The sequence below is a fragment of the Kitasatospora sp. NPDC048286 genome (assembly GCF_043201735.1).
Classification (GTDB): Bacteria; Actinomycetota; Actinomycetes; order Streptomycetales; family Streptomycetaceae; genus Kitasatospora.
In genome coordinates this window covers 74,816-98,945 of record NZ_JBICZE010000015.1, presented here as the reverse complement: position 1 = coordinate 98,945, position 24,130 = coordinate 74,816, and the positions used below count along the sequence as shown (strand labels likewise).

The following is a 24,130-nucleotide window of genomic DNA, read 5'->3' as shown; positions in this document are numbered from 1 at the left end:
CGTGGGGGCGGCACGCCCCCCCGTTGTGGGGCCCGCCGCCGCTGTTTACCCCCGCCCCCCCCGCCCCCCCCCCCCGCGCGGGCGGGGGGGGGGGGGGGGGGGGCCCGGGCCCCCCCCACCACCCGGGCTCCGGCCGGGACGACCGCGGCCGGCGCCGGACGACAGGCGACGAAGAGAGGTGCGATCGATGCCGGTCCGCTCGGACCCCCACCCGGTGGTGGAGCGCTTCGCCCGCGTGCGTGCGGCCGCGGCGGCCCGTTACGGGCCCGACTCACAGGCCGTCACCTTCCTGCTGTACGAGGAACTGATCTCGATGCGGACGCTGCTCGCCGGGGATCCCGGCTGTGCTCCCGCGCGAGACCGGATCGACGAACTGGTCCCCGACATCCAGAGCCGGTACGACACGGCCGGGGCCGTCGAGCCGGCGCAGGTGTACCACCGGACGGTGTCCGTGGACCCGACGGTGATCGAGTTCGACCGTGGCTTCTTCGAGCTGCGGTACCGGCGCGCCCTGCGGGACCTGGGCCGGCGGGCCGTTCGGCTCCGGGACCGCGACCAGGCGCTCGCGCTGCTCACCGCCGGGGCCTGCTACCTCTACGCGGTCGACGACGAGGGTGACCTGTGGGTGTGGCCACAGCCCCACCGGCTCGCGGACGTGATGTTCGGCTGGGCGCCGGGCCGACCCGCCGAGGGGCCCCGCGTCGTGCACCCCATGCTCGTCCCCGACCGGCTCAGGGTCAGGGCCGCCGGCGAACTGGTGGTGGTGGGGTCGCCGGAACGCGTCTTCGTCACCGCCAACCTGAAGTCCGGACACTTCCGGCCGCCGCGCGCGTGCGCTGCGGAGATCCGCCGGGCCGCGACAAGCGCCCTGGAGCTGACCAGTCCCGTCGACGTCGACGTGTTCACCATGCCGCAACCGACGGTCACCCCGACCTGTTGAAAGCCGACGGTCACCCCGACCTGTTGAAAGGTGAGTCAACCGATGGAGACGGCATCGGCGGCCACGCCCCTGCGCGACGACGACATCCACATCGGCGTGGAGCACGAGTGCAAGTGGCAGCTCCCGCCGGCCGCCACGGCGGATCCGGCGGCCTTCGTCGAGGCGGCGGTGTTCGCCGAGCTCGTCGACGCGGCCGCCGAGCCGCAGGACCACCTGCAGTCGGCGCTGTACCTCGACGACGCCTCCGGCAGCCTCGCCCGCGCCGGCCACTCCCTGAGCATCGTCGTCAACAGCGGTGCCCCGTCCGGGACCTGTGTCGTCGTCCTCAAGCAGACGATCCACCGCCGGGGCTGGCGCGACGGCCTCGAAGTACGCCAGCGCGTACCGCACCGGGAGGTCGGCTCCCGCATCCAGGACGGCTCGCTGCTGCCCGTCGTCCACGCGAGGGGGCTCGGCCTGGTCGCCGGGGCCCTGCGGCCGGCCGGTGTCGCCGTCCAGCGGAGGTACAAGTGGCACGGGCGCACCGCCGACGGCACGGAGGTCTGCTGCAGCCTGGACCACGTCGAGTTCGGCGACCCGGCGACCCCCCGCGCCGAGCGCCGCAGCTACGACTGCGTCGAGGTCGAGGTCAACTCCTCGCTCCCGGCCGTGCTGGCCGGCCTGGACCGGCTGGCCCGCCGGCTGGACGTACGGCTCGGCGTGCCCCGGGACCGCACCAGCAAGTCCCAGCGCGCCTGGGAGGCCGAGCGGAACGGCCGGGCCGGTGGGTAGTGCCGCCCGCCCCGCGCGGCTGGGCGGCGCCTTCCTGCTGATCTGGTCCGGGCGGTCGCTGTCGCTGCTGGGCGGCTACGTCCAGTACCTGGCGCTCCCGCTGTGGATCCGGCAGGTCTCCGGGTCCACCGTCGCCGGGCTGCTCGCCCTCGGGATGAACTTCGTGCCCCAGATCGTCTGCGCGCCCTTCGCGGGCGTGCTCGCCGACCGGTTCGACCGCCGCCGCCTGGTGATCGCCGTCGACCTCGCCGCCTTCGCGGTGGCGGCTTCGCTGGCCCTGAGCGTCGACCCGCACCGGCTGGGCTGGGTCTACCCGCACCTCGCCGTGCTCCAGGTGCTCTCGGCGCTGAGCGTCCCCGCGTTCATGAGCATGCTCCCCGACGTGGTGCCCAGCGGTCGTCTGCTCGCCGCGAACTCCCTGCTCAACGCGTCGGCCGGAGCGGCCGTGACCGTCGGACCGCTGCTCGGCACCGCACTGCTGGCGCACTCCTCGATCACCGTGGTCGTGTGGATCAACGCGCTGTCCTACCTGGTGGCGGCCGGGTGCATGCTGCCGAGGACACCCGGCGCCGCCCACGCCGACGCACCCGCGCACGGCCGGGTCCGCACGCAGCTGTGGCAGGGCCTGACCGCGGTCCGCACCGACCCGGTGCTCCGGTCGACCGTTGCCGCCGAGGCGCCCTGGAACCTGTGCTTCGGGGCGGCGAGCGAGCTGGTCCTGATGCACTTCGGCGCGTCCGCGCTCGAACACGCCCCCGGGCTGTTCGGGCTCGGCGCCGGTCTGGGCAGCCTCTCGGTGACCCTGATCCTCGCCCGGGTCCGCCGCGACGTGCCGGCCGCGTCCCTGTTCACGGTCGCGGTGCTCGGCACCGCGCCGGTGGCCCTCGCGGTGGCCTGGCTCGCGGCCGGCGGCGACACCTGGCGCGTGGTGCTCGCCGGACTGCTCCTGGGCGTGCACGCGTACCTGATCGTGATCGGGCCGACCATGCACTGCCAGCAGCGTCCGGACCAGCGGTTCCGGGGGCGGGTCACCGCCGTCCGCCGCGCCTGGAAGGCGGTGTGGCAGCTCGCCGGCCTCGGCGCCGCGGCGCTGCTGACCCAGTGGGTACCGGTGCCGGCGGTGGTGGCCTGCGGCGGTGTCCTGGCGACCGCGGCCGCGACCCCGTGGGCGTGGCGGGCGCTGCGGGCCGACCGCCCGCACCGGCCGGCGGCCACGGCCGCGCCGGTGCCGGCGCCGACCGGGGGAGGCGCCCGGTGACCGCCGTCCCGCCGGGCACGGCCACCGTCGTCCGCGCCGGTGACCCGGCCGTCCCCCGCCCCGGCGGCTCGGTCCTGGTGGACCTCCCGGCCGGGCACCTCGACGACCCGCCGGGCCGGGCGGGCCTGGCCGCGCTGCTCGCCGCCGTGCTGAACGAACCGCGGTGCGGCGGCGCCGCGGCGCGCGCCGCCGTCGAGGGCTGGCGCACCCGGCACCACCTGGACGACCACAGCTCGTCGTTCGCGTACTGGTCGCACCGGCCCGCCGCTCTGGCCTCGGTCGTCGACGACCTGCGGCGCACCCGGCTGCCCGCCGGAGCCGCGGGGGAAGAGCTCCTCGCGCGACTCCGGGCGCGCGTGGTGGCGGCGGCCGAGGGGCACGGTGCGCCCCTGCTGGTCCTGGTCAGGCGTCAGCTGGAACGGGCCTCCTGGGGAGCCCTCCCGCACGACCGGATCACCACCCGGGACACCGTGGCCGAGGTGACGCCCGCCGAGCTGGCCCGGTCGGTCGACCTGCTGGTGGACCGGGCGCGGGTGCACGACGCCACCACGGCGCCGGACCGCGACGGCGGGGCGCCGCACGGGACGCCGCAAGGGGCAGTGCGGGGAGTGGCACGCCGCGCCGACGACGACGCACCCTCGTGGCACGGCGGACTCGACACCGACGTGCGGGCCGACAGCGACGCGCGGGTCGCCGTCCGCCTCCCCGTGCAGGACCCGCCGCCCGGGGTCCTCGAACTCCTGGTGGAGGTGCTGGGCAACGGCACGGACGGCCGGCTCCACCACGAGCTGCGCCACCGCAACCACCTGGCCTACGGGTTCACCGCCGCCTGCTCGCGGCAGCACGGCCGCGCCTCGATCGACGCCACCGCCACGGTGGCACCACAGCACGCCGCGGCGGCGGTGCGCGTGCTGGTGGCGGCCCTGCGCCGGCTGTCGGAAGGCGTCGGTCCCGAGGAGACGGCCTCGGCGCGGTGGAGGTACCGGGCCGGGCTGCTCGCCGAATCCGACGGCCCGTTCGGTCCCGCCGACGAACTCCGCCGGCACGTGCTCGGTCGATCCGGCACCGGCGAGCGGCTGGCGGCGGTGGCGGACCTCGACGTCCTGCCCGGGCCGTCCTTCGCCCCGCTCCCCCCTGCGGTCGCGGCGGTCGGCCCCTTCGACGAGCGACACCGACGGCAACTCGCCGCAGCGTACGAGGAGATCCGGTGAACGACACGGAAGCGGTCCCCGCGGCACGGGGCACCGTCCTCGGCTCCGGCGGGCTCCACGTCGAGTGGGAGGCCCTGCCGTGGGCCCACTCGGTCGGCGCCGCCCTCGTGGTGGGCTGCGGCTCCCGCGACGACCCGGCGGGCCGCGAGGGCACCGCCCACCTGGCCGAACACCTCCAGGTGCTGGCCGACCCGGCCGCCGGAGCCGGGGGCGTCCCCCTGGACGCCGTGACCGGCGTCGACCGGACCACGTTCCGGGGCACCGGCGACCCGGACGACGCGGGACGGCTGGTGCGCCGCCTCCTCGACATCGCGTCCGGGCGCGGGCCCCGCACCGCCCCGGACGTCTTCGAGGGCGAACGGAACGCCGTGCTCCTGGAGACCCGCCGCATGGACCACCGGCCCATGCTGCGGCTCGGGCCGGCGCTCGCCGCCGCGGCGGCCGACGAACCGGGTCTGGACGCCGTCGGCCGCACCACCACACGGTCCGTCGGCCGGATCACTCCGGCCGACGTGCGCGGTGTGGTCGAGCGGGGGTACCCGGGCGCCGGCGCCCGGCTCTTCCTGGCCGGTCCGCCCGGCGCCGCCGACGGCGTACGGGCGGCCCTCGACCGCCACCGACCGACCTGCGCGCCTCCCCGGGGATCCGGCGGCGACACCACCGTGCCGCGCCGCCCGGCGGAGCCCGGCGGGCACCTCCCGCTCCACGGTCTCGACGGCCTGGTGGCCGTCACGCTGCTGCGCCCGCGCGACACCCCGTCACTCACCCTCGACGCCCTCCTGGACCCCCGGGGGCCGATCGTGGGCCACCCGGCCGAGGACGGCCCGCGGCCGATCGGCCGCACCGTCGTCGAAGGCCGGTCCGAGCGCGTCGACATGGTCGTCTGGCGCGCCGAGGACATCGCCGTCCCGCTCGAACGACGCCTGGCACAGCTGGTCGCGGGCGACTGGCGGGCGCCCCTGGCGGCGCTCACCGGGCGGCTGCGCGACGCCCGCGCGGCCGCCCGGCACTGGCAGCTGGCCACGCCCCTCGGCCGGGTCGGCGACGCGGCCGACCGGTACGCCCTCCCGGGGCGTCCGTGCGGCCCGCGGCGGATCGCGCTGTGGCGGGTCACCGGCGGAACCCCCGAGTGCCTGGCCCGCCACCCACTCCCCTGACCTCATCGGACACCTCGTCCCCAGCCGTATCGGAGCAACCCATGGAGTTCCCCAGCGCCTTCGACGCCCGCGGGCTGCGACTGCGCCCCTACCGGGACTCGGACGTACCGGCCCTGGTGGCCAACGGCAACGACCCCGAGACCCTGCGCTTCATGTCCGGCACCCCGGGCGTCATCACCACCGGGACGATGCGCTCCTGGGTCGGCGCGTCGGCGGAGCGGGCCCGGCAGAACCCCGACCGGCTCGGTTACGCCGTCGCCGACCCGGCCGACGACGCCCTGCTGGCCGGTGCCGTCGTCCACGTCACCCGCCGCCGCTCCAGCGCCGAACTGGGCTTCTGGGTCGCCCCGACCGCCCGCGGCCGCGGCGTGGCGACGGCGCTCACCCGGGCGCTGACCGACCTGTGCTTCGCGCACGGCCTGCAGCGGGCCGAGATGTTCATCAGGGGGGAGAACGTCCGCAGCCAGCGGGTGGCGCTGGCCGCCGGCTTCCGGCGGGAGGGGGAACTCCGCGGCGTCCTACCGGGTGTCGGCACCGAGCGGCACGACGCCGGTCTCTGGTCCCGGCTGCCGGCCGACGGCGACACCCGCACCCCGCGGCTGCTGCCGGACCTTCCGGAGGGCGGGCTGACCGACGCGGTGGTCACCCTGCGCCCGGTCGGCCCGGACGATACCGCCGCCCTCGCCGCGCTGCGGGGCCACGCCGGAGGTCCGGACACGCCGCCGGACCGGGACGACCTCGCCCGGCACTGCGCCCACGCGCCGGCCCGTTGGCTGGCCGGCGAGTGCGCGGAGGTGCTCGTGGTGGGCGCAACGGGCGAGGTGGCGGCCGAACTGACGCTGGAGTACCAGGATCCCGGGGCCGGCCGCGCCGAACTGCGGGCCGTCCTCGCCCGGGGTGAGACGGCTCCGGAGCTCGCGGCGCGGGGCGTCGGGCTGCTGGCGCGCTGGGCGTTCGGCGTCGGCATCGAGCTGCTGGCCGCCGACGAGGCACCCCACCACACCCGGCTGCAGGGCGTCCTCACCCGGGCCGGGTTCCGCCGTCAGGTACTCCTCGCCGCCCGGCCGGACACGGGTGCGCTCCCGCCGCCCGGTGCCGACGCCCCGCGACCGGTCGTACCGCGCACCGCGCTCCTGGCCTGAGGCCCCCTCGTGCGGCGGTCACCCGTTCCCCGGACCACGCCGGGGGCCTCAGGGAGCGGTGGCCAGCTCGGTCGGCGCCCCGTCCGGCAGCCCCCGGGCGGCGGCGCGGAACCCGGCCTGGAACCGGCTCTCGGCGCCCAGATCCTCCATGATGTCGGCGATGTGACGGCGGGCGGTCCGCAGCGACATGCCCAGACGGCGGGCCACCGCTTCGTCCTTCAGGCCGGCGGCGAGCAGCCGGACGATCGTCTCGTCGATCTCCCGGGAGACCCATTCCAGCTGTCGGCCGACGGCCGTGGTGAACGGCGTGGCCCGCTCCCAGGTCTGCTCGAAGATCTCGCACAGATAGGCCACGATGGACGGCTCACGGATCACGACCGCCCCCCAACTTCCGTCCTGGGCCGGGATGAAGGCCATCTCGCGGTCGAAGACGATCAGGCGGCCGAACAGCTCGTGCGCCGTGCGGTACTCCCCGCCCAGCGCGGCGGCCGCGGCGACGTACGCCTGGCTGGGACCGTTGAAGCGGGCGGTGTGGTGGTAGAGGGTGCGGAGCCGGATGCCGCGTTCCAGCATCGCCCGGTCACGGACCAGCGCCTCCTCCATCGCCTCGGAGGCCCGGGAGCCCCCGCCCGGCTGGCTGGTCAGGACCTCCGTGCGGCAGTGCTCCGACGCCTGGTTGAGGGCGTCGCGCACGAGCTGGACGTTCGCCAGGACCTCCACCGCCCCGGAACGCGAGCAGTGCCGGTCATAGGACGGCGCGAACCGGTTCAACTCCCGCTGGATGTCGACCAGTTGCCGCTGACGCTCGCGGATCTGCGCCTCCATGGGCGCGGTGAGCCGGGCCGAGGCCGTCCCGGGTGCCACCGCGGAGATCCCGGACGGCCCGTCCGGACTGCCCTGGAGCAGTCGGACCCGCAGCAGGCGGGCGATGGCGGCGGCGGCGCTCTCCCGGCTGATCCCGGCGGCCGCGGCGATCGCGGCCGTGTCGGCGGCCCCGTGCTCCAGCACCCAGCCGTAGACGGCTATGTCGGAGTCCTGCAGTTCCTGGACGTCGTCCAGGGTGTCGTTCGGTCCCAATGGCCTTGCCCCCCACCGGTCTGCCGGGCCCTTCGGAGAGCCGTACGGTTCACCCGATCAGCCTAGACACCAGGGGGCGCGCGGCACGTAGGCGCGCCGGGCGGGCCGCCGCTGGTCAGGGCCCGGATGCCCGCGGTGGATCCGGGGCGAACCACCGTCAGCGGGCCGCCGTCCCGCCCGGCACGGGCTCCTCGCGAACGGACCGCATCCGGCGGCGCCTCCTCTTGTCACGAAGAGTCCCTTATGCGGCCTGGCGTCTTGCTGCCAGGTGGTTTCCTGACGGGGCGTTCGTCCTCGCACGGTGCCGGGGACGGGGCAGTCTGGTGCTCGTCCGCAACCGGCGGCCCCGGCCGACAGGTCCGGGAGAGAACAGGAGAACCACCATGGCGCGATCGCCCCTGCCCGTCCGACTCGCAGTGGCCGCCGGACTGCTCGTCCTCTGCGCGGCCGCCCCGGCCGCCGCGGCGACGCCGGGCCAGGGCACGGTCTCCTCCACCGCCCGGGCGACCGCCGTCGAGAGCCACGCCCACGAGGTCCAGCAGGGCTCGACCGACCCCGAGTGCCCCTGGTGCGAGGACACCTCCTGGGGCGGCTGACCCGGCCAGGCTCCGACCGTTCGCGCGCGTCCGCCCGATCCGACCCCAGGAGACCGCAATGGCCCACGTCACCGACTCGCCGCACGCCTTCACCCCCCGGGAGCAGCAGGTGCTGGTCCTCCTGTCGGGAGGGGAGACCTATCGGGGCATCGCCCGCCGACTGGGCATAAGCGAGCACACCGTCGACACGTACCTGCGGCACCTGCGGACGAAGACCGGGACGGCCAACCGCACCCAGCTGGCCGTGCTCGCCGCGCAGCTGGGCTACCGGCCGGAGCCGGCCGCGGTCGGGCCCCGCCTCTCCGCGCCGCTCAGGCCCCGGGCCTGAGCGCCGTCCCGGTCACGGGCGCCGCACCGGACCGAACCGGACCGAACCGGACCGAACGGCAGCGGGCCGCGGCGGGTGCCGGCGCTACGGGTGCGGGCGGGTGCGCTGGGCGGGGAGGGACGGGGCCGAGGTGCGGCGGGCGAGTTCGGCGAGGGTGTGGAAGAGGACGTCGCCGAGCAGGACCGGGTCGCGCGAGGCGTCGGAGGCCCGCGGGTCGTGGGCGTCGGGGCGGGCGGTCGGGGGCGGCTGGTCGCGGAGCTGGCGTGTGGGCATGGCTCTTCCTGCCGACGGGGTGGCCGTGGGCAGTCATGCCCGCCGTGGCCGGACGGGCACCCGGGGGGCGGGCGGATCGGCCGGAAACGGCGCATGAAGGGCTTGATCACGGTCGGGGCGGGCGGCGGCCGCGGGCACGGGCCGGTGACCCGTCCGCGCCGATGGGCGAAGATGGACCGGTGACCGCACCCCGTACCGCACCCCGCCTCATCGCCACCGACCTGGACGGCACCCTGCTCTGCTCCGGTGGCACCGTCACCGACCGCACCGCCGCGGCCCTGGCGGCGGCCGAGGCGGCCGGGGTGCAGGTGGTGTTCGTGACCGGGCGGCCGCCGCGCTGGATGCAGCAGGTGAGCCCGCACATCGGCGGCCACGGGGTGGCGATCTGCTCGAACGGCGGCGCGGTGGTGGACGTGCGGCGCGGCGAGCTGCTGGAGACCTTCCCGCTGCCGGTGGAGACCACCCTGGCGGTGGTCGAGGCGCTGCGGGCCAAGCTGCCGGGCACCGCGTTCGCCTTCGAGTACCCGGGCGGCTGGGCCCGCGAGGCCGGGTACGCGGTGCCGATGTGGGGCGACCAGCTGGAGGTCGAGGTCGGGACGGCGGAGGAGCTGCTGGGGGCCGGCGGGCCGGTCCGGGGCCTGTTCAAGCTGCTGGCCAAGCACCCGGACCTCGAGCCGGACAAGTTCCTCGCCGAGGCCCGGGACGCGGCCGGGCACCTGGCCGAGATCACCCGCTCCGCGGCGATCCCGCTGCTGGAGATCAGCGCGCCCGGCGTCACCAAGGCCAGCACGCTGGCCCGCTGGTGCGCCGGGCGCGGGATCGACCGGAGCGAGGTGGTGGCCTTCGGCGACATGCCGAACGACCTGGAGATGCTGGCCTGGGCCGGCACCGCGTACGCCGTCGCCAACGCGCACCCGCAGGTGCTGGCGGCGGTGCCGCTGCACACCGTGAGCAACGAGCAGGACGGTGTCGCGGCGGTGCTGGAGCAGCTCCTCGGCCTGTAGGAAGCGCCCCGGCCGAACCGTCCCAGCCGAAGCTCCCCGGCCGAACCGGCCTAGCCGAAGCGGCCGTTGACGTAGTCCGAGGTCCGCTGGTCGGCCGGGCTGCCGAAGATCTGCCCGGTCGGCCCGGCCTCGACGATCCGCCCCGGGGTGTCGTGGGTGGCCAGGAAGAACGCGCAGGTCTGCGAGACGCGCTGGGCCTGCTGCATGTTGTGGGTGACGATCACGATGGTGAGCCGCCCGCGCAGCTCCGCGATGGTCTCCTCGACCCGTCGGGTGGAGGTCGGGTCGAGCGCGGAGCACGGCTCGTCCATCAGCAGGATGTCCGGCGAGACGGCCAACGACCGTGCGATGCACAGGCGTTGCTGCTGGCCGCCGGAGAGCGCCCCGCCCGGGGTGTGCAGCCGGGTGGACACCTCGTCCCAGAGCCCGGCCCGGCGCAGGCTGGTCTCCACCAGGTGCTGGCGCTCCTCCTTGGACACCTTGATCCCGGCCAGCTTGAGCCCGCTGGAGACGTTGTCCTGGATGGACATCGCCGGGAACGGGTTGGGCCGCTGGAACACCATGCCGATCCGGCGCCGCACCTCGGCGGGCCGGCGGCCGGGGCGGTAGACGTCGTCGCCCTCCAGCAGCACCTCGCCGGAGAGGGCGGCGCCGCGCACCATCTCGTGCATCCGGTTGAGGATCCGCAGGTAGGTGGACTTGCCGCAGCCGGACGGGCCGATCAGCGCGGTGACCTCGCCGGCCGGCATCGCCAGCGAGACCCGCTCCAGCACCTTGCGGCTGCCGAACCAGGCGGAGACGTCCCTGGTCTCCAGTCCGGCGAGCGGCTCGCCGTCGGCGTGGGCGCCGGGGTGGGCGCCGGCGTGTTCCCGGCCGGCGTACGGGACGGGGGCGACCGGGGGGAGGGTGATCGTGTCGGCGACCGGGTCGGTCGCCTGGGTGTCGGTCAGTGGTGCGTCGGTCATCGGAACGGTCCTCCGGGCGCGCGTCAGTAGAGGTTGGGCAGCAGGGCGGCGGCGTTCTCGTAGACCGCCCAGAGCAGCGCGCCGACCACCGGCGCGAAGCTCAGGTACGCGGCCGAGCGCCGCCAGTACCGGGCCAGCACCAGGGCGCCGGCCACCGCGCCGAGCAGGCCGAGCGACCACAGCTGGAGCGTGGCCAGCGCGCCCTTGTCCGCGGCCAGCGCCTTGTCGTACGGGACGGTCGCGGGCCGGCGGCCGGGGTTCTGCTCCGGGTCGCCGTCCAGCCGGGCGCCGATCAGCACGGTGGAGCCGGGGATCCAGTCGGAGTCGCCGGTGACCAGCACCAGCCGGTTGCGGGCCTGGTCGACGATCGGGTGGTCGCCGTCGCCGTACGCGTTGACGGTGTAGGTGAACTTGCCCTGGCCGGTGGTGGCTTCGATCTTGTCGCCGACCCGCAGCTTGGACAGCTCGGCGAACGGCGCGCCGAAGGTGGCGCCGCGGCCGAAGACCACGGCGGCCCCGCGCTGGCCGGGCAGCGCGGTGTCCCGGCGGTGGCCGGGGCCGCGCATCAGGTCCCGGCCGGTGGTGCCCTCGACCACCACGGCCTGGTGCAGGCCGATCGCCGGGATGTCCAGCAGCGCCACCGGGTCGCCGTCGGCGGCCGCGCCGGTCGGGGCGACCGCCCGGGCCAGCTGGTCGCGGAAGGTCTTGTACGCGGTGGACTGGTAGTGCCGCTGCTGGATGTGCGACAGCGTGAACAGGTACCCGACGAAGCCGAGCACCAGCGCGGCCGCCAGGCTGACCGCCCAGGCGCCCTGGAGGAACCGCCGCCGCCCGGGGGAGGCGGCGGGCCGGGCCGGGGCGGCGGGCTCGACGGGGGCGGCCGGCTGCGCGGGGGCGCTCGGCGCCACCGGCTTCTCCAGCACCGGGGCCGTCACGAGGTGCCGCCCGAACCGTTGCGGCGGCGCAGCAGCCGGCGGCCGAGCAGCGGCGGGACGAGCACCACGGCGAGCAGTTCGAGCGCGGTGAGCGAGGACAGCATCCAGTCCTCGGGCTTGCCGCTGACCTCGACCACGTTGGCCGCCACCTCGGTGGCGGCGCCGCCGCCGCGGCCGCGGGCGACCACCTGGCCGGTCTGCGGGTCGATCACGTCCCCGGTGCCGTCGCCGGCGCCGGGCGCGTTCGGGTCACCGCCGGCCGCGCCGCCTGCGGCGTTCGGGTCGCCGGCGCCGCCGGCCGCGTTCGGGTCCCCGGCACCACCGGTCCCGGCGCCGCCCGCACCGCCACCGGCACCACCGGTCCCGCCGGTGCCGCCGGAACCGCCCGCCGCACCACCGGAGCCGCCGGCCGCGCCGCCGGAACCGCCCGAGCCCGAACCGGTCTTGACCGGCTGACCGTTCTGCACGGTGCAGTCGATCGGGGTGCCCGCCTTGTCGCACGGGCTGGGCATCGGGGCGTTCTTGAGGACGGTCAGCTCGCCGGCCGAGTTGAAGGTCGGGTTGGCGCAGTTGGCGAGGGTGTTCGGGTCGACCGGGCTGGCGTTGCCGGGGATGTTCTTGGTCTGCAGCAGACCGCCCTTGACGAGTCCGCGCGGGATCGGCGAGTAGCCGAGGTCGTCCGCCTTGCCCTGGCCCTCGCACAGCACGTACGACAGGAAGCGGCTGAGCGCGGAGCCCTTGTCGTTGTTGAAGCGCGGCGGCGGCGGGCTGGCGGCCCCGGCCCGCGGCACGATCAGGTAGCTGTAGCTGGAGATCGGGTAGGCCCGCGGGTCGTCCATGGTGTAGACGCCGTCGAGGTTCTGCTGCAGGTAGTTCGGGTCGTTCGGCGGGGTGCCGTCGTCCACTCCGCGGATCTTGGCGGCGGTGAGCGCGACGGCGACGTTGGAGGCGGTCGGCAGCGCGTAGTAGCCGGCCTGGTTGAGCACCTTCACGACCGGCCAGTTGCTGCGCTTGGCGAAGGCGTACTCGTCGTAGCCGATGGTGCCGACGTTGGTCGGGGACTTGATGTAGCCGGCCACCACGTCGGAGCCGTTCTGCGCGGTCATCCGGCCGGAGGGCGGGAAGAACTCGGTGTAGTCACCGCAGCTCACCCCGTTGACGGAGGCGCAGTAGGCGTCCCACTGGTCCTTGTGGGTGTGCTCCATCCAGCGGGTGAACTGCGCGGTGGCGCCGGAGCCGTCGGAGCGGACCACCGGGGTGATCGGCAGGCTGGGCAGCGCCTTGCCGTAGTCGGCGGTGATCTTCGGGTCGTTCCAGTTGGTGATCTTGCTGGTGAAGATGTCCACGATGGTCTGCGGGGACAGCCGCAGGTCGCGGACCTGCTTGCCGCCGACCACCAGGTTGTACATGAAGGTGGTGCCGCCCGCGGTGATCGGCACGTAGGAGTAGCCGTAGACCGGGTTCTCCGCGCTCCCGGTGCCGGACGACTTGCCGCCCTGCCCCACGCCGGTGTCCTGCGCGGAGCGGAACGGCACGTCCGAGGCGGTGAAGTCGTCCTGCCCGACCGACCACTGGGTGCGGCCGGCGGCAGAACCGACCGGGTTGAAGTTGATCTGGATGCCCTGCGGAGAAACGTCCTGCCGCCACTGGTCGATGGCAGGACCGGCCCAGCTGGAGCCGTCCGCGCTCAGCGAGACGGAGGCCGCGAACGCCGGGGTCTGCCCCAGCAGGGGGGAGGCTGCCGCGAGCATCAGGGACATCGTCCCCGCCAGCAGCCGGGCCACGGAGCGACTGAGGCCCCTGGACATGTGAACTCCTCTGGTACGGAGGGTGGTTGGCCTTGTCATCGATGCTTCGCCTCGGAGTGGAGGGCGTACGGACGGGCGATGCCGCCGAGGGCGGCCGCTTCCTGGCGGCGGGCCTCCCGGCTGATCAGGCGCTTCTGGGCGCGGGTCAGCTGTCCGGGACGGCGGCCGCCGAGCACGCGCGCGGTGACGAAGAGGACCAGCACGACGGCCATCAGCGTCAGGCCGCCCGCGAAGCCGCGCGCGATCATCCCGTCGTAGGGCTGCTTGACGTAGTTCCAGATGTACAGCGGCAGCGACACCTGGTGCTCGGCGAACGGGTTGCCGTTGAACTGCGAGGTGAAGCCGGAGGTCAACAGGACCGGCGAGGTCTCGCCGACGCCGCGCGCCATGCCGAGCACCACCGCCGTCACCAGGCCGGGCCGGGCGGTGGGCAGCACCACGTTCCACACCGTGCGCCACTGGCTGCCGCCGAGCGCGTAGGAGGCCTCGCGCAGGGTGCCCGGCACCAGCCGGATCACCACCTCCGCGGCCCGGGTGACGATCGGCATCATCATCACGGTGAGCGCGAGCGAGGCCGCGAAGCCGCTCTTCTCGAAGCCGAAGGTGAGGATCACGACGCCGAGGATGAACAGGCCGGCCACGATGGACGGCAGGGCCGTCATCGCCTCGACCAGGGTGCGCACCGGGCGGGCCATCCGGCCGCCGACCTCGGACATGAAGACGGCCGCCGCGATGCCCAGCGGGACGGCGAACAGCGTGGCCAGGCCCAGCTGTTCGAGCGAGCCGACGACGGCGTTCAGCGCGCCGCCCGAGGTCAGCTGATCGAGCGGGCCGGTGTGGTCCATCGACTGGGTGAAGAAGTTGAGGTGCTGGGCCGCCTGCCAGCCGCGGGTGGCGACGTAGCCGATCTGCTCGGCGATCAGCGCCACCACCAGCAGCCCGGAGCTCCAGGCGACCACGGAGATCAGCCGGTCCCGCACCATCATCGGGTGCCACTGGAGCCGGCCGAGCAGGTAGTAGCCGGCCAGGAAGAGCAGGTACCAGCAGATCAGGAAGCCGAAGACGCCGCTGAACGGCAGCACCCGCTCGTACAGCACCCAGTTCAGCGCGAGCGAGCCGACGGCCGCGCCCGCCACGGTGAGGACGTCGTCGCGGGTGACGCCGCCGATCCGGAGCTTCTTCTCCGGCTGCGGGGCCGCGGCGGGCCCGGCGGGCACCGGTTCGCCGACGGGCCCGGACGCCGCGACCGGCGGCAGGTCGAGCGTGGTCATCGGATGGTCCCTTCACTGTTCGGGTGGCGGCGCGCCCCACGGGCGGACTGGCGGTTCGTCATGCTCAGTCCGCCGTCGCGGCGCCGGAGCGCGAGCGGTTGATGACGAACCCGGCCAGCACGTTGACCAGCAGGGTGAGCGCGAACAGCACCAGACCGGCGGCCATCAGCGCGGAGAGCGACAGCGCGTCCGACTCGCCGAAGCGCAGCGCGATCAGCGCGGAGATCGAGTTGGCGCCGTTCTCCAGGATGTGGGTGATGGCCTTGAAGTTCGGCGAGATGATCAGCGCGACGGCGATGGTCTCGCCCATCGCCCGGCCGAAGCCCAGCATCACCGCGCCGATCACGCCGCCCTTGCCGAACGGCAGGACGACCGTGCGGACCATGCCCCAGCGAGTCGAGCCGAGCGCGTACGCGCCCTCCCGCTCGCCCTGCGGGGCCTGGGAGAAGACCTCCCGGCTGAGCGAGGTGATGATCGGAATGATCATCAGCGCGACCACCACCCCCGCGATGAAGGTCGACGAGGTGTACGAGGTGCCGATGTCCCCGGTGCGCACCTTGAGGAAGGGGATGTACTCCCCCAGGTGGTTGGCCAGCCAGCGGACGAAGCCGAGGATCCGCGGCTGGAGGAAGAACAGGCCCCACAGGCCGTAGACGATGCTGGGGATCGCCGCCATCAGGTCGATCAGCGAGACCAGGGCGGCCCGCAGCCGCACCGGCGCGTACTCGGCGATGAAGATCGCGGTGCCGAGCGCCACCGGGACGGCGATGACCAGCGCGATCAGCGCGATCAGCAGGCCGTTGGGCAGGACGGCGCCGATGCCGAAGTTGTGGGCGGCGGTCTGCCACTTCTGCTCGGTCAGGAAGGACCAGCCGACGGCGCGCAGCGCGTCGGTGCCCCGCAGGATCAGGAAGAAGGCGATCAGTCCCATGATCGCGAAGACCGAGAGGCCGGCCAGCCGCAGCGCGCCGCGGAAGACCCGGTCGCCCGGAGTCGCGGGGGCGGTGATGGTGCGCGGCACGTCCTGGTCGGGCCCGTGGTCGGGCCCGTGGTCGGGCCCGTGGTCGGGTTGGCGTGATGCCCCGGCGTACGGTGCCGCGGGCTCGGCGGCGGATGTCATGGTGTGCTCTCCGTGCTCGGGAACGGGCGTGCTCGGTGAGGGACCGGGGCGCTGCCTCGGCGGGAGGGAAAGCGCTCGGCGGGGCCGGAACGGCGGCCCCGCCGAGCGCGGTTTCCTACTTGCGGCGCAGCCGCGACCACTGGGCGCGGGCGCCGGCCAGGGCCTTCGCCCCGGCCGGGGTGCCGCCGAGGAACAGCGCGGCCGGTCCACCGACCAGCAGCACCAGGCCGGCGATCAGCGCGACGGGCAGCAGCAGCCGGGCAGTGCCGGGACGGTCGGGCACCGGGGTGCCGACCGGGGCCGCGGCGATCGCGTTGCCGGAGGGCGCGGCGCTCGCGCCGGGCTTGGCACCGCCGGGCGCCGCGGCGCCGCCGGCCGTGCCGGTCCCGGTGGAACCGGTGCCGGTGGAGCCACTGCCGGTCGAGCCACTGCCGGACAGGCCGCCGGAGGAGCCGAAGCCGGTGCCGCCGGAGTTGCCGTCCGCGGTGGTGCCGCCGGAGCCGCTCACCGGGGTGGTGCCCTCGCCCGTGCCGCCGGAGCCGGAGGAACCGTTTCCGCTCTCCGGGGTGCCCGGCTCGCCGCCGGCCGGAGGGGCGGTCTGGTTGCCGGGAAGCTTGCCGTCCTGGGCGGCGACGTGCTCCACGGCCTCCTGGGCCTGCTGCCGCTGGGCACCGGTCAGGGCGAGGTAGCCCTGGGCGAGCTGGCCCGGCGCGAAGCCGTAGGTCTGGCCGTCGGTGGTCACGGTCTTGAGGAACCGCGAGATCGAGGCGGCCTTCTCGGCGGGCAGCCCGCCGGTCGGCACCATCGCGTACTGCACGGTGGTCAGCGGGTACGCCCGCTGGTCACGCGAGAACGCGGTGTCCGGCGCGCCGTAGGGCAGCTGCTGGACCCCGGTGGCGGCGTCGGTCGGCATGTCGGCGACGGCGGACTGGAAGCCGGCCGTACCGGGCGACACGAAGGAGCCGGCCGGGTTGAGCAGCGAGGCCTCGGGCAGCGAGAAGGCCTTGGCCTGGGCGGTGTCCATGATGGCGAGCAGGGAACGCACGCCCGGAATCTGCGCGGGACAGGGCTTATGGCTGCCGTCGGACTCGGCGTTCGGCTGCTGACAGTTCGGCTGGTACTGCATCAGGTTGCGTGTCACCCGGCCGAGACCGTCGATGGAGGGGTTCCACTCGTACTGCTTCCAGTGCTGGAAGTCCACGCCCGCGCTGCCCTGCGCGGGCCCGGAGAAGTCCTGGGCCTGGAACGCCTCCGCCGGATAGCCGGCGAACTTCGGCTTCAGGTAGAAGCTGTCGACGTGCATGCCCCACGGGTCGGGCTCACCGTCGAGGAAGCGGCTCGCGTCCGGATCGGCGGCGAACCACGAGGTCAGCTGGTGGGTGAAGTCGGTGGTGCCACCGGGGACGCCGGGGTAGATCGTCAGCGTTCCGCCGCAGCTCGTCGGCCAGTGGATCCCGTTGGCCGCGGTCTCCGGGTTCAGTTGCTTGAACTCGGGATCGGTGAAGAGGCAGGTCGGGTTGCCGGCCACGGAGGGGATGTTCGAACCCGGCGAGGCGTAGGACTGGGTGAGCAGTTTGGCCACCAGCCGGGCGTTCAGCTTCATGTCGCGGATCTGCCGGCCGGTGTTCGGGTCGTCGATCAGGTACGTGACCGAGATGCCCGTCGTGGCCAGCGGAGCGTAGACGTACGGCCTCGGCGGCGGCGACGCGTCGGGCCGCGCCGTCAGCGCGATCTCCGTCGTGCTGCTGCCTCCCAGGAACGCGGCGCGGGCCTGCGGCTCGCCGCCGGCGGGGACGTAGCCCACGGTCATCGGCGAGTCGCCCAGGCACAGGCCGGCCCGCCACTGCTGCATGGCCCGGTTGGCCATCTCCAGACCGGCGGCGCCGAAGGCCTGGTTGCTCGCCGCGCAGGAGTCCGCCGTGGGGGCGAAGGAGAGCGGGATCACGGTCTTGTGCTGCCAGGCGCACTGCTCGCTGGTCCGGTTGCCCGTCTTCCAGTTCTGGTTGCCGGGGACCATGATCCCGTCGGCGGCGGTGTAGCCGTCCGGGTCGGTGTCCAGGTCGTGGAACTCGCAGTCGGCCTTGCCGTCGAGGACCTGGTAGAGGTCCAGCGGGTCGCCGCCGTAGTTCGGCTCGACCACCAGGGAACAGGGGTGGGTCGCGTCACAGCCGAGCGTGGCGCTCTCCTTGGAGCTCCACACCTCAACCGAGGCGGTGCCCGATCCGTCCGGGCCGGTGGCGGCGATCACCTGGTTGGTGGGCCACTCCGGCGTCTCCGTACGCGTCGGCCGGGGCGGCTGCTCGAAGCCCTTCGTGGGATCGCCGCCGTAGAGGGTACTGCCGTAACAGTCCGTCACCGACGGGTCGGTACCGCGGCACTGGTAGATCCGCACCGCGTAGAGGATGTGGGTCGACAGCGGCTGTGCTGTCGGGGCCGGAGCGTTGGAGCCCAGGTAGACCGTCGGGGTGAAACCGCTCCAGGAAACCTGGAGGACCTGGTTGGTCAGGTTGGTCGTCTGGGAGACGGTCACACTGCCCGCCTGGCCGTACGTCTTGGTGGCCGGAATCCAGACCTTCGGGCCCGGGACCGTCACGGCCGAGTCGGCGTGCGCCTGCGGCGCCGCACCCAACCCGATCGGAATCACGGCGAGCGCCGCCACCACGGCCTTGACGAGCGCCAGGGCCGGCAGTCGACGGCGCCACCTCCCTCGGCCTCTCGGGTCGGGTACGCGGTTTCTCATGGCGAGGCCTCCGGGAGATGCGGGCCGCCGAGGGAGGCGGCGCGAGGGCGTCGATCGCGCTGGGGACGGATTGTTCCGTGCGTACTATTCGGCCAGCCGGACATGGCGGGATCCGGTCGGCCAGATGTACGAGACCACAACGCGACGACTCCGTACCGGAGTTGGGAACTCCGCAAGTGGCGGGCCCACGCCGAGGCGCGGGCCCGCCGACCTGCGGTTCGGTACCGGACGGTCCGGTACCCGACGGCTCAGTGCGCCGGCGTGTAGGACAGCGCGAGCTTGCCGATCTTCTGGCCGGCGGTGAAGTAGCCGGTACCGAGCTTGGTGTCGAGGTACTGCGCACCCGCCGCGTCCACCTCGAAGCTGGAGGAGGCCAGGTTCTGGGTGAGACCGTTGCGGGTGATCACGTTGTCGCCGGACGGGTCGAGCAGCGGGACCGGGGTGGTCGAGCCGTTCGGCACCGCGGTGAAGTAGCCGTTGTCGACCGAGAAGTCGAGCTGCTTGAAGGTCACGCTCTTGCCGGTCGTGAGGTTCAGGAAGAGCAGGCCGCCGCCGAACTGCACGTCGCCGTAGAAGGACGGGATGTTCGCGGCGCCGCCGGTCACCGGGAGCGTCACGGTGAGGCCCGCGGTCTGGTCGAACGCCGGGTTCGCGGGCTGGAGCGGGATGATCACGATGCCGTTGAGCGCGGCGTTCGTCAGGAAGTCGACATCCGTCGTGATCACGGCCTGGCCGGCGGCCGGGGTGGTGGCGGTGTCGGCGACGGCGGCACCGCTGACGGCGGTCAGGGAGAGGACGACGGCGGCACCGGTCGCGGCCAGGCGGGCGCTGATGCGGGACATGCTGGACTCCTTGGGAGAGGGAGAGGTGATGTGCTGGTGGTGCGGTTCGTGGAAGCTCAGGAGTGGGTGGAGCTGCGGGTCGTCTCGTCGCCGGTGCCCACAACGTCGACGGCACCCGGGGTGACACCGCCCGCCGGGTCGGCGAGTGCGGTGCCGGTCGCCGTCATCGCCGTCGACGCGGTACCGACGAGGGCGCTGCCCGGCCTCGTCGCGGCCCTGCGCATCAACGGAACTGCCTCGTCACGCCGTCGTCGAAGGTGGCCCGGCGGCCGCGGGGCGAGGCCCCGCGGCCGCCGGTGTGGTGCGGGGTGGATCAGGAGTGGGTGACGGAGCCGCAGGCGAAAGCGGACAGCGGCAGGAAGCCGAAGCTCTTGAGGTCGTTGGCACCGTTGGTGCAGAGCCAGCCGTTCTTGCCGAAGATGGCGCGCAGGGTGGCGTTCGAGGTCCACTCGCTGTCACGGAAGACGTTGTAGACCACGCGGGAGTAGGGGGTGGCCGCGAAGGCGGCGCTGATCGTCTTGGCGGTGGTGTCCACCGGGGCGACGTTGTCCACGTTGCGGATGGTCAGCGGGCCCTGGACGTCGGCGCCGCTGCCCTTGCCGTAGTAGACCTGGCCGATGTAGTGGGCGACGGAGTAGGGCACCAGCGCGTTGACGTCGGCCAGCGCCGGGTCGCTGCCCTGGTTCTCCTGGGTGCCGCTGACGACGCAGGCACCCGGGGTGACCGCGACGCCGCCACCGATGGTGGTCAGGAAGAAGGCGCGCGTGCCGGAGTCGGCCTGCGGCAGGAAGGGCTTGATGGTGGCGTTCGGCAGCGACGCGTCGATGTCGTGCCAGTTGGTGACCGCGCAGGTGTAGATGGCCTTCAGGTTCGCGGTGCTCAGGTTCGCCGGGGCGTTGCCGGTGGCCGGGGCGGCCCAGGCGACGGCGTCCTTGGCCAGGCTCACGAAGTCGTCGGTGGTCGGGTCGGTCGGCTGCGGGCCGCGCGAGGAGCGGGCGAAGTCCACCGTGGTGTTGGTGTAGGTGGTCAGCGCCTTGATGCCGGCACCGGAACCGTTCGGGCGGGCGATCGCGGCGGAACCGGCCTTCGGGGTGATGGTGGTGCCGACCGGGGTCGCGTCCCAGCTGTAGACGCGGGGGGCGTTCGGGTCGGTCAGCGACGCGTTGTAGTCGGCGGCGAGCTGGTTCACGACCGACTGGGTGGTGTCCGAGCCGGTGCCCACGAAGTCGATGACGCGGGGGGTCACGCCGGCGGCCGGGTCGGCGACGGCGGTGCCGCCCGCGACGGTCGCGATGGAGGTCGCCAGGGCGGCGACGGTGAGCAGCTTGGCAGCGGTCTTACGCATGTTCCTCTTCCTCCGGGGGAGAGACGTACATCGCGTGAACCCGCACTCCGTTGGGGAGTTCGGGGCCGTGTGGCCGCGTCCGCTGCGGCCTCGCCGGCAGTGCCGATCCTGTCCGGCGGGGAGGTTCCGCCGGAAGAGAGGTCGACTCCGGCCGGGGAATGTCGACTCATCGGTTCAGCGAGGTTTAGCCACTGGTCAGCGTGCACGTGACAGGGGCACCACCGGGCCTCGGCACCGGGTCGACGTTCTTCTGCAGGAGGCTGCTCGGGGTGTTGCCGGAAACCTCCCCTTCACCGGAACAGCACGGAGGGAGATCCGATGCGGGGGCATCGCCTCCGGGAACGCCGACATGACGGTCCGTCGAACGACCGACCGTCATGGATCCGGACACCTACAGCGGCCGGCGGCCGTCCCGTCCGGACCGCCGCAACTCCTGCCCCACCCACTGCAGTCCGGCCAGGAACCCGTCGATCCCCGCCTGGCACTGGTCCCGCCGCAGGTACCCGCGCGCGCTGCGGGCGACCGGAACGGCGTCGGCCGCCCCCGGCCGGGTGCTGCGCACCGGCAGGTAGGCGGCCCAGACCCACTGACGCCCTTCGGACTGGCCGACCGAACATCGCAGCGCTGCCCGTTCGATCAGCAACTCCCGCACGGAATCGGCGAGTTCCTCCTCACTGCGATAGGTCCGCACGCCGACCCCGAGCGGCCGCCCGTTGGCGGCCCGCAACGCCCAGCCGAGACAGCGGTCGCCCGCCGGCACGATCAGCAGCCGCGGACCGCGCCGCTCAGCGGCCATCGGTGCGTCTCGACGTCACGGCGGGCTCCGGCAGTTCGCGCGGCGGCTGCTTGGAGAGCAGCACCACGAACCTCCGGAAGGCGTTCTGGCAGGTCGCGTACCGCTCGTACGCGCGGCTGGACCGCACCTCGGGGAGAGCGCGCGAGCCCGGGACGACCCAGATCCAGCCGATGCCCTCCCGTACGTGGGTGATCCGCGGGGTGAGCCCGGCCGCCGTGGCGCGCAGGCCGTCGAAGCCCCGCTCGGCCTCGCCCGCCGTCTCGAACGCGGCCGGGGTGATCGCGACCACCCGACCGTTGGACGCCTTCAGTTGCCAGCGGTAGCGCCCGTCCGCCGCCCGTTCGGCGCGGAACCCTCCTCGACTTGCCCCTGCTGCGGTGTGACCGCGGCCGGCAGCGTTCACTGCCCCCTCCGTCCGGTTGCCCTCCGGATTCCCCTCCGAGCGGGAGCAAAGCTATGTGTGCACACGGAGGCCCCGAAAGCCCAGAACGTTCACAACTTGCGCTGTTGGCCGGGAAGTTCTCTCTCGTTTAACTTTCACTCGTATCGGTCCGGGGACCGATCGGGAGCCGTCCGGAAGTCGATCGGAAAGCGACCGGGAAGCGGTCGGGAAGCGGTCGGAAGTCGGCCTGGAACCATCAGAGTCGGGCTGTCCAGCGCACCATCGTCCCCTTCCGGTACGGCCCGCTCTCGTGCCACGCGTCACCGCCGAGCGCCTCGGCGCGCCGGGTGAGGTTGAGCAGGCCGCTGCGCCGCCCGCCCTTCGGGATGCCCACCCCGTCGTCGGTCACCGTGAGCAGCACACCGGGCCGCCCGCCCCGGTCCAGCGACTCCGGGTCACCGCCCATCGGGCGGCCGTCCTCGCCCAGGTGGGTGGTCGCGTCGATCTCCACGCCGACCCGGGAAGCGCGCGCGTGCCGGGCCGTGTTGGAGAGCATCTCGCGCAGGGCGGCCAGCAGTTGACGTCCGGTCTTCTCCCCCACCAGGCTCTCCACCGGTCCGATGAAGCTCACCGAGGGTTTGAAGCCGAGCGCCGCCGCGGCCTGGCTGGCCTCCCGCAGCACCCGGGTGCGCAGGGTGTCCGGGGCGTCGCCGTGGTTGTCGTGCTGGAGGGCGTAGATGGTGGTGCGGACCTCCTGGATGGTGGCGTCCAGCTCGTCCACCGCCTTGCCGATGCCGACCTTCACCTCGGGGACGACCGCCCGGCGGGCGGCGCTCTCCAGCATCATCCCGGTGGCGAACAGCCGTTGGATCACCAGGTCGTGCAGGTCGCGGGCGATCCGGTCGCGGTCCTGGAAGACGGCCAGCCGCTGCTGGTCGCGCTGCCCCTCGGCGAGCCGCAGGGCCAGCGCGGCCTGCGAGGCGAAGGTCTCGGCGAGCTGCTTCTCGCTGTCGGTGAACGGCACCGCGCCGCAGGGGCGCCAGACGCAGAGCCCGCCGAGCACCCGGCCCGCGGCGACCATCGGCACGGCCATGGACGGGCCGAAGCGGCGGGCGAGCCGGATCACCACGGTCGGGTCGCTGGACATGTCGTCCAGGTAGACGCTCTCCCCCGCGAGCAGCCGGGCCGCGAAGCTCTCCCTGGGCAGCAATTCGCCGCGGACGTACTCGGCCAGCTCGCCGGAGGCGTGCGCGACCCGCATCTGCCCGTCGTCCTCGCCGCTGCCGTCGGGGCCGGTGGGCAGCAGGATCATGCCGAGCGCGGCGTCCGCCAGCTCCCGCACCTGCTCGGCCGCGACGGTCAGCGCGGTCTCCGCCTGCTCGGCGGAGAGCAGGGCGGTGGTGACGGCGGCGGCGCCGGCGATCCAGCGTTCCCGGCGGCGGCCCTCCTCGTACAGCCGGGAGTTCTCGATGGCCACGCCGGCCGCGGCGGCGAGGGCGTGCACCACCTGTTCGTCCTCGGGGGTGAAGGCGCCGCCGCCCTTCTTCTCGGTGAGGTAGAGGTTGCCGAACACCTCCGCGCGGACCCGGATCGGCACGCCCAGAAAGGTCCTCATCTGCGGGTGTCGCGGAGGGAACCCGGAGGAACGCGGGTCGGCGCCGAGGTCGGTCAGCCGCAGCGGCTCGGGACGGTCGATGAGCGCGCCGAGGATGCCCCGGCCGGTGGGCAGTTCGCCGATCTCGGCGGCGGTCTCGTCGTCGACCCCGACGTGGATGAAGTCGGCCAGGCCGGTGCCGCCGGGGGCGATCACGCCGAGCGCCGCGTACCGGGCGTCGACCAGTTCGGCCGCCCCCATGGCGATCCGGTGCAGGGTGGCGTGCAGGTCCAGCCCGGCCCCGATGGAGACCACCGCCTCCAGCAGCCGCTGCATCCGGTCGGTGACCGCGGCGGCCGACTGCAGGCGCTCGGCGACCTCGGTGACCAGGGTGTCCAGCCCGAGCGAGGCGATCTCGGGCACCCGATGGGGCGTCGGCTCGGCAGTGGCCTCGGGAAGGTCCGGCGTGGGGTCCATGGAGAAAGCCTAGTTTGTACGCTTTTCAGCCGAAGGACGGCGCGACGACCGGCCGACGACCGGCCGACGGGCGGGCCGACGGGCGGGCCGACGGGCGC

At 74.1% G+C, this 24,130-nt stretch carries 23 protein-coding genes; 9 read left to right on the top strand and 14 right to left on the bottom strand.

All coding sequences use genetic code 11. The annotated features are described in order from the left end of the window. The first annotated feature begins 187 nt into the window (after positions 1-187). Genes ACGF13_RS31300 through ACGF13_RS31275 form a run of 6 tightly spaced genes read left to right on the top strand, consistent with a single transcriptional unit; the run spans position 188 to position 6,479 of the window. The gene (locus ACGF13_RS31300; protein WP_392881610.1) at positions 188-940 is read left to right on the top strand and encodes a hypothetical protein; all 753 of its coding nucleotides are present in this window, start codon (positions 188-190) and stop codon (positions 938-940) included. 42 nt (positions 941-982) lie between these two features. Beyond that, positions 983-1,711 carry a hypothetical protein gene (locus ACGF13_RS31295; RefSeq protein WP_392881608.1) on the top strand — a complete coding sequence of 243 codons (729 nt, stop codon included), beginning with the start codon at positions 983-985 and terminating at the stop codon, positions 1,709-1,711. Next, positions 1,704-2,969 carry an MFS transporter gene (locus tag ACGF13_RS31290; RefSeq protein WP_392881606.1) on the top strand — a complete coding sequence of 422 codons (1,266 nt, stop codon included), beginning with the start codon at positions 1,704-1,706 and terminating at the stop codon, positions 2,967-2,969. The genes ACGF13_RS31295 and ACGF13_RS31290 overlap by 8 nt, the downstream gene beginning before the upstream one ends. Next, positions 2,966-4,180, top strand: a complete 1,215-nt coding sequence (locus ACGF13_RS31285; RefSeq protein WP_392881604.1) for an insulinase family protein — start codon at positions 2,966-2,968, stop codon at positions 4,178-4,180. The genes ACGF13_RS31290 and ACGF13_RS31285 overlap by 4 nt, the downstream gene beginning before the upstream one ends. After that, positions 4,177-5,337 carry an insulinase family protein gene (locus ACGF13_RS31280; RefSeq protein WP_392881602.1) on the top strand — a complete coding sequence of 387 codons (1,161 nt, stop codon included), beginning with the start codon at positions 4,177-4,179 and terminating at the stop codon, positions 5,335-5,337. Before ACGF13_RS31285 ends, ACGF13_RS31280 begins: the two co-directional genes overlap by 4 nt. 41 nt (positions 5,338-5,378) lie before the next feature. Then, positions 5,379-6,479 (top strand): GNAT family N-acetyltransferase, encoded by a 1,101-nt coding sequence (locus ACGF13_RS31275; protein ID WP_392881600.1) that lies wholly within the window; start codon positions 5,379-5,381, stop codon positions 6,477-6,479. 48 nt (positions 6,480-6,527) lie between these two features. Here ACGF13_RS31275 and ACGF13_RS31270 read toward each other — a convergent pair whose 3' ends face one another. Continuing rightward, positions 6,528-7,556, bottom strand: a complete 1,029-nt coding sequence (locus ACGF13_RS31270; RefSeq protein WP_392881597.1) for a LuxR C-terminal-related transcriptional regulator — start codon at positions 7,554-7,556, stop codon at positions 6,528-6,530. 383 nt (positions 7,557-7,939) lie between these two features. Here ACGF13_RS31270 and ACGF13_RS31265 point away from each other — a divergent pair, with 383 nt between their 5' ends. Continuing rightward, positions 7,940-8,152: a hypothetical protein gene (locus ACGF13_RS31265; RefSeq protein ID WP_392881594.1), complete on the top strand. Its 213-nt coding sequence runs from the start codon at positions 7,940-7,942 to the stop codon at positions 8,150-8,152. A gap of 58 nt (positions 8,153-8,210) precedes the next feature. Continuing rightward, positions 8,211-8,480 (top strand): response regulator transcription factor, encoded by a 270-nt coding sequence (locus ACGF13_RS31260; protein ID WP_392881592.1) that lies wholly within the window; start codon positions 8,211-8,213, stop codon positions 8,478-8,480. Between the two features lie 84 nt (positions 8,481-8,564). On the opposite strand, the gene ACGF13_RS31255 is transcribed toward ACGF13_RS31260, so the two are convergent. Next, the gene (locus tag ACGF13_RS31255) at positions 8,565-8,753 is read right to left on the bottom strand and encodes a hypothetical protein (protein ID WP_392881589.1); all 189 of its coding nucleotides are present in this window, start codon (positions 8,751-8,753) and stop codon (positions 8,565-8,567) included. A 161-nt stretch (positions 8,754-8,914) separates the two neighbouring features. Here ACGF13_RS31255 and ACGF13_RS31250 point away from each other — a divergent pair, with 161 nt between their 5' ends. Next, positions 8,915-9,757, top strand: a complete 843-nt coding sequence (locus ACGF13_RS31250; protein WP_392881587.1) for an HAD family hydrolase — start codon at positions 8,915-8,917, stop codon at positions 9,755-9,757. A gap of 50 nt (positions 9,758-9,807) precedes the next feature. On the opposite strand, the gene ACGF13_RS31245 is transcribed toward ACGF13_RS31250, so the two are convergent. The 12 genes from ACGF13_RS31245 to ACGF13_RS31190 form a co-directional block, all read right to left on the bottom strand. Next, positions 9,808-10,722, bottom strand: a complete 915-nt coding sequence (locus ACGF13_RS31245; protein ID WP_392881585.1) for a phosphate ABC transporter ATP-binding protein — start codon at positions 10,720-10,722, stop codon at positions 9,808-9,810. Positions 10,723-10,745: 23 nt separating this feature from the next. Further along, positions 10,746-11,657 (bottom strand): sortase, encoded by a 912-nt coding sequence (locus tag ACGF13_RS31240; RefSeq protein ID WP_392881583.1) that lies wholly within the window; start codon positions 11,655-11,657, stop codon positions 10,746-10,748. Then, complete coding sequence (locus tag ACGF13_RS31235) at positions 11,654-13,465, bottom strand: phosphate ABC transporter substrate-binding protein PstS (RefSeq protein ID WP_392881581.1); 1,812 nt, start codon at positions 13,463-13,465, stop codon at positions 11,654-11,656. Before ACGF13_RS31235 ends, ACGF13_RS31240 begins: the two co-directional genes overlap by 4 nt. A 35-nt stretch (positions 13,466-13,500) precedes the next feature. Continuing rightward, complete coding sequence (gene pstA, locus ACGF13_RS31230) at positions 13,501-14,736, bottom strand: phosphate ABC transporter permease PstA (RefSeq protein ID WP_392881578.1); 1,236 nt, start codon at positions 14,734-14,736, stop codon at positions 13,501-13,503. Between the two features lie 64 nt (positions 14,737-14,800). Then, positions 14,801-15,856, bottom strand: a complete 1,056-nt coding sequence (gene pstC, locus ACGF13_RS31225; RefSeq protein WP_392881576.1) for a phosphate ABC transporter permease subunit PstC — start codon at positions 15,854-15,856, stop codon at positions 14,801-14,803. A gap of 115 nt (positions 15,857-15,971) precedes the next feature. Next, the gene (locus ACGF13_RS31220; protein WP_392881573.1) at positions 15,972-18,596 is read right to left on the bottom strand and encodes a hypothetical protein; all 2,625 of its coding nucleotides are present in this window, start codon (positions 18,594-18,596) and stop codon (positions 15,972-15,974) included. Positions 18,597-18,844: 248 nt separating this feature from the next. Next, positions 18,845-19,438, bottom strand: coding sequence for a hypothetical protein (locus tag ACGF13_RS31215; RefSeq protein ID WP_392881571.1), 594 nt, complete (start codon positions 19,436-19,438; stop codon positions 18,845-18,847). A 56-nt stretch (positions 19,439-19,494) separates the two neighbouring features. Next, entirely contained in the window at positions 19,495-19,662 is a 168-nt protein-coding gene (locus ACGF13_RS31210; protein WP_392881568.1) for a hypothetical protein, read from the bottom strand. Between the two features lie 89 nt (positions 19,663-19,751). Beyond that, the gene (locus ACGF13_RS31205) at positions 19,752-20,783 is read right to left on the bottom strand and encodes a PstS family phosphate ABC transporter substrate-binding protein (protein ID WP_392881566.1); all 1,032 of its coding nucleotides are present in this window, start codon (positions 20,781-20,783) and stop codon (positions 19,752-19,754) included. Between the two features lie 391 nt (positions 20,784-21,174). Further along, positions 21,175-21,579, bottom strand: a complete 405-nt coding sequence (locus tag ACGF13_RS31200; protein WP_392881564.1) for a hypothetical protein — start codon at positions 21,577-21,579, stop codon at positions 21,175-21,177. Continuing rightward, positions 21,569-21,982 (bottom strand): hypothetical protein, encoded by a 414-nt coding sequence (locus ACGF13_RS31195; RefSeq protein ID WP_392881561.1) that lies wholly within the window; start codon positions 21,980-21,982, stop codon positions 21,569-21,571. The genes ACGF13_RS31200 and ACGF13_RS31195 overlap by 11 nt, the downstream gene beginning before the upstream one ends. Positions 21,983-22,217: 235 nt before the next feature. Continuing rightward, positions 22,218-24,032 carry a GAF domain-containing protein gene (locus ACGF13_RS31190; protein ID WP_392881559.1) on the bottom strand — a complete coding sequence of 605 codons (1,815 nt, stop codon included), beginning with the start codon at positions 24,030-24,032 and terminating at the stop codon, positions 22,218-22,220. Positions 24,033-24,130 lie beyond the last annotated feature (98 nt).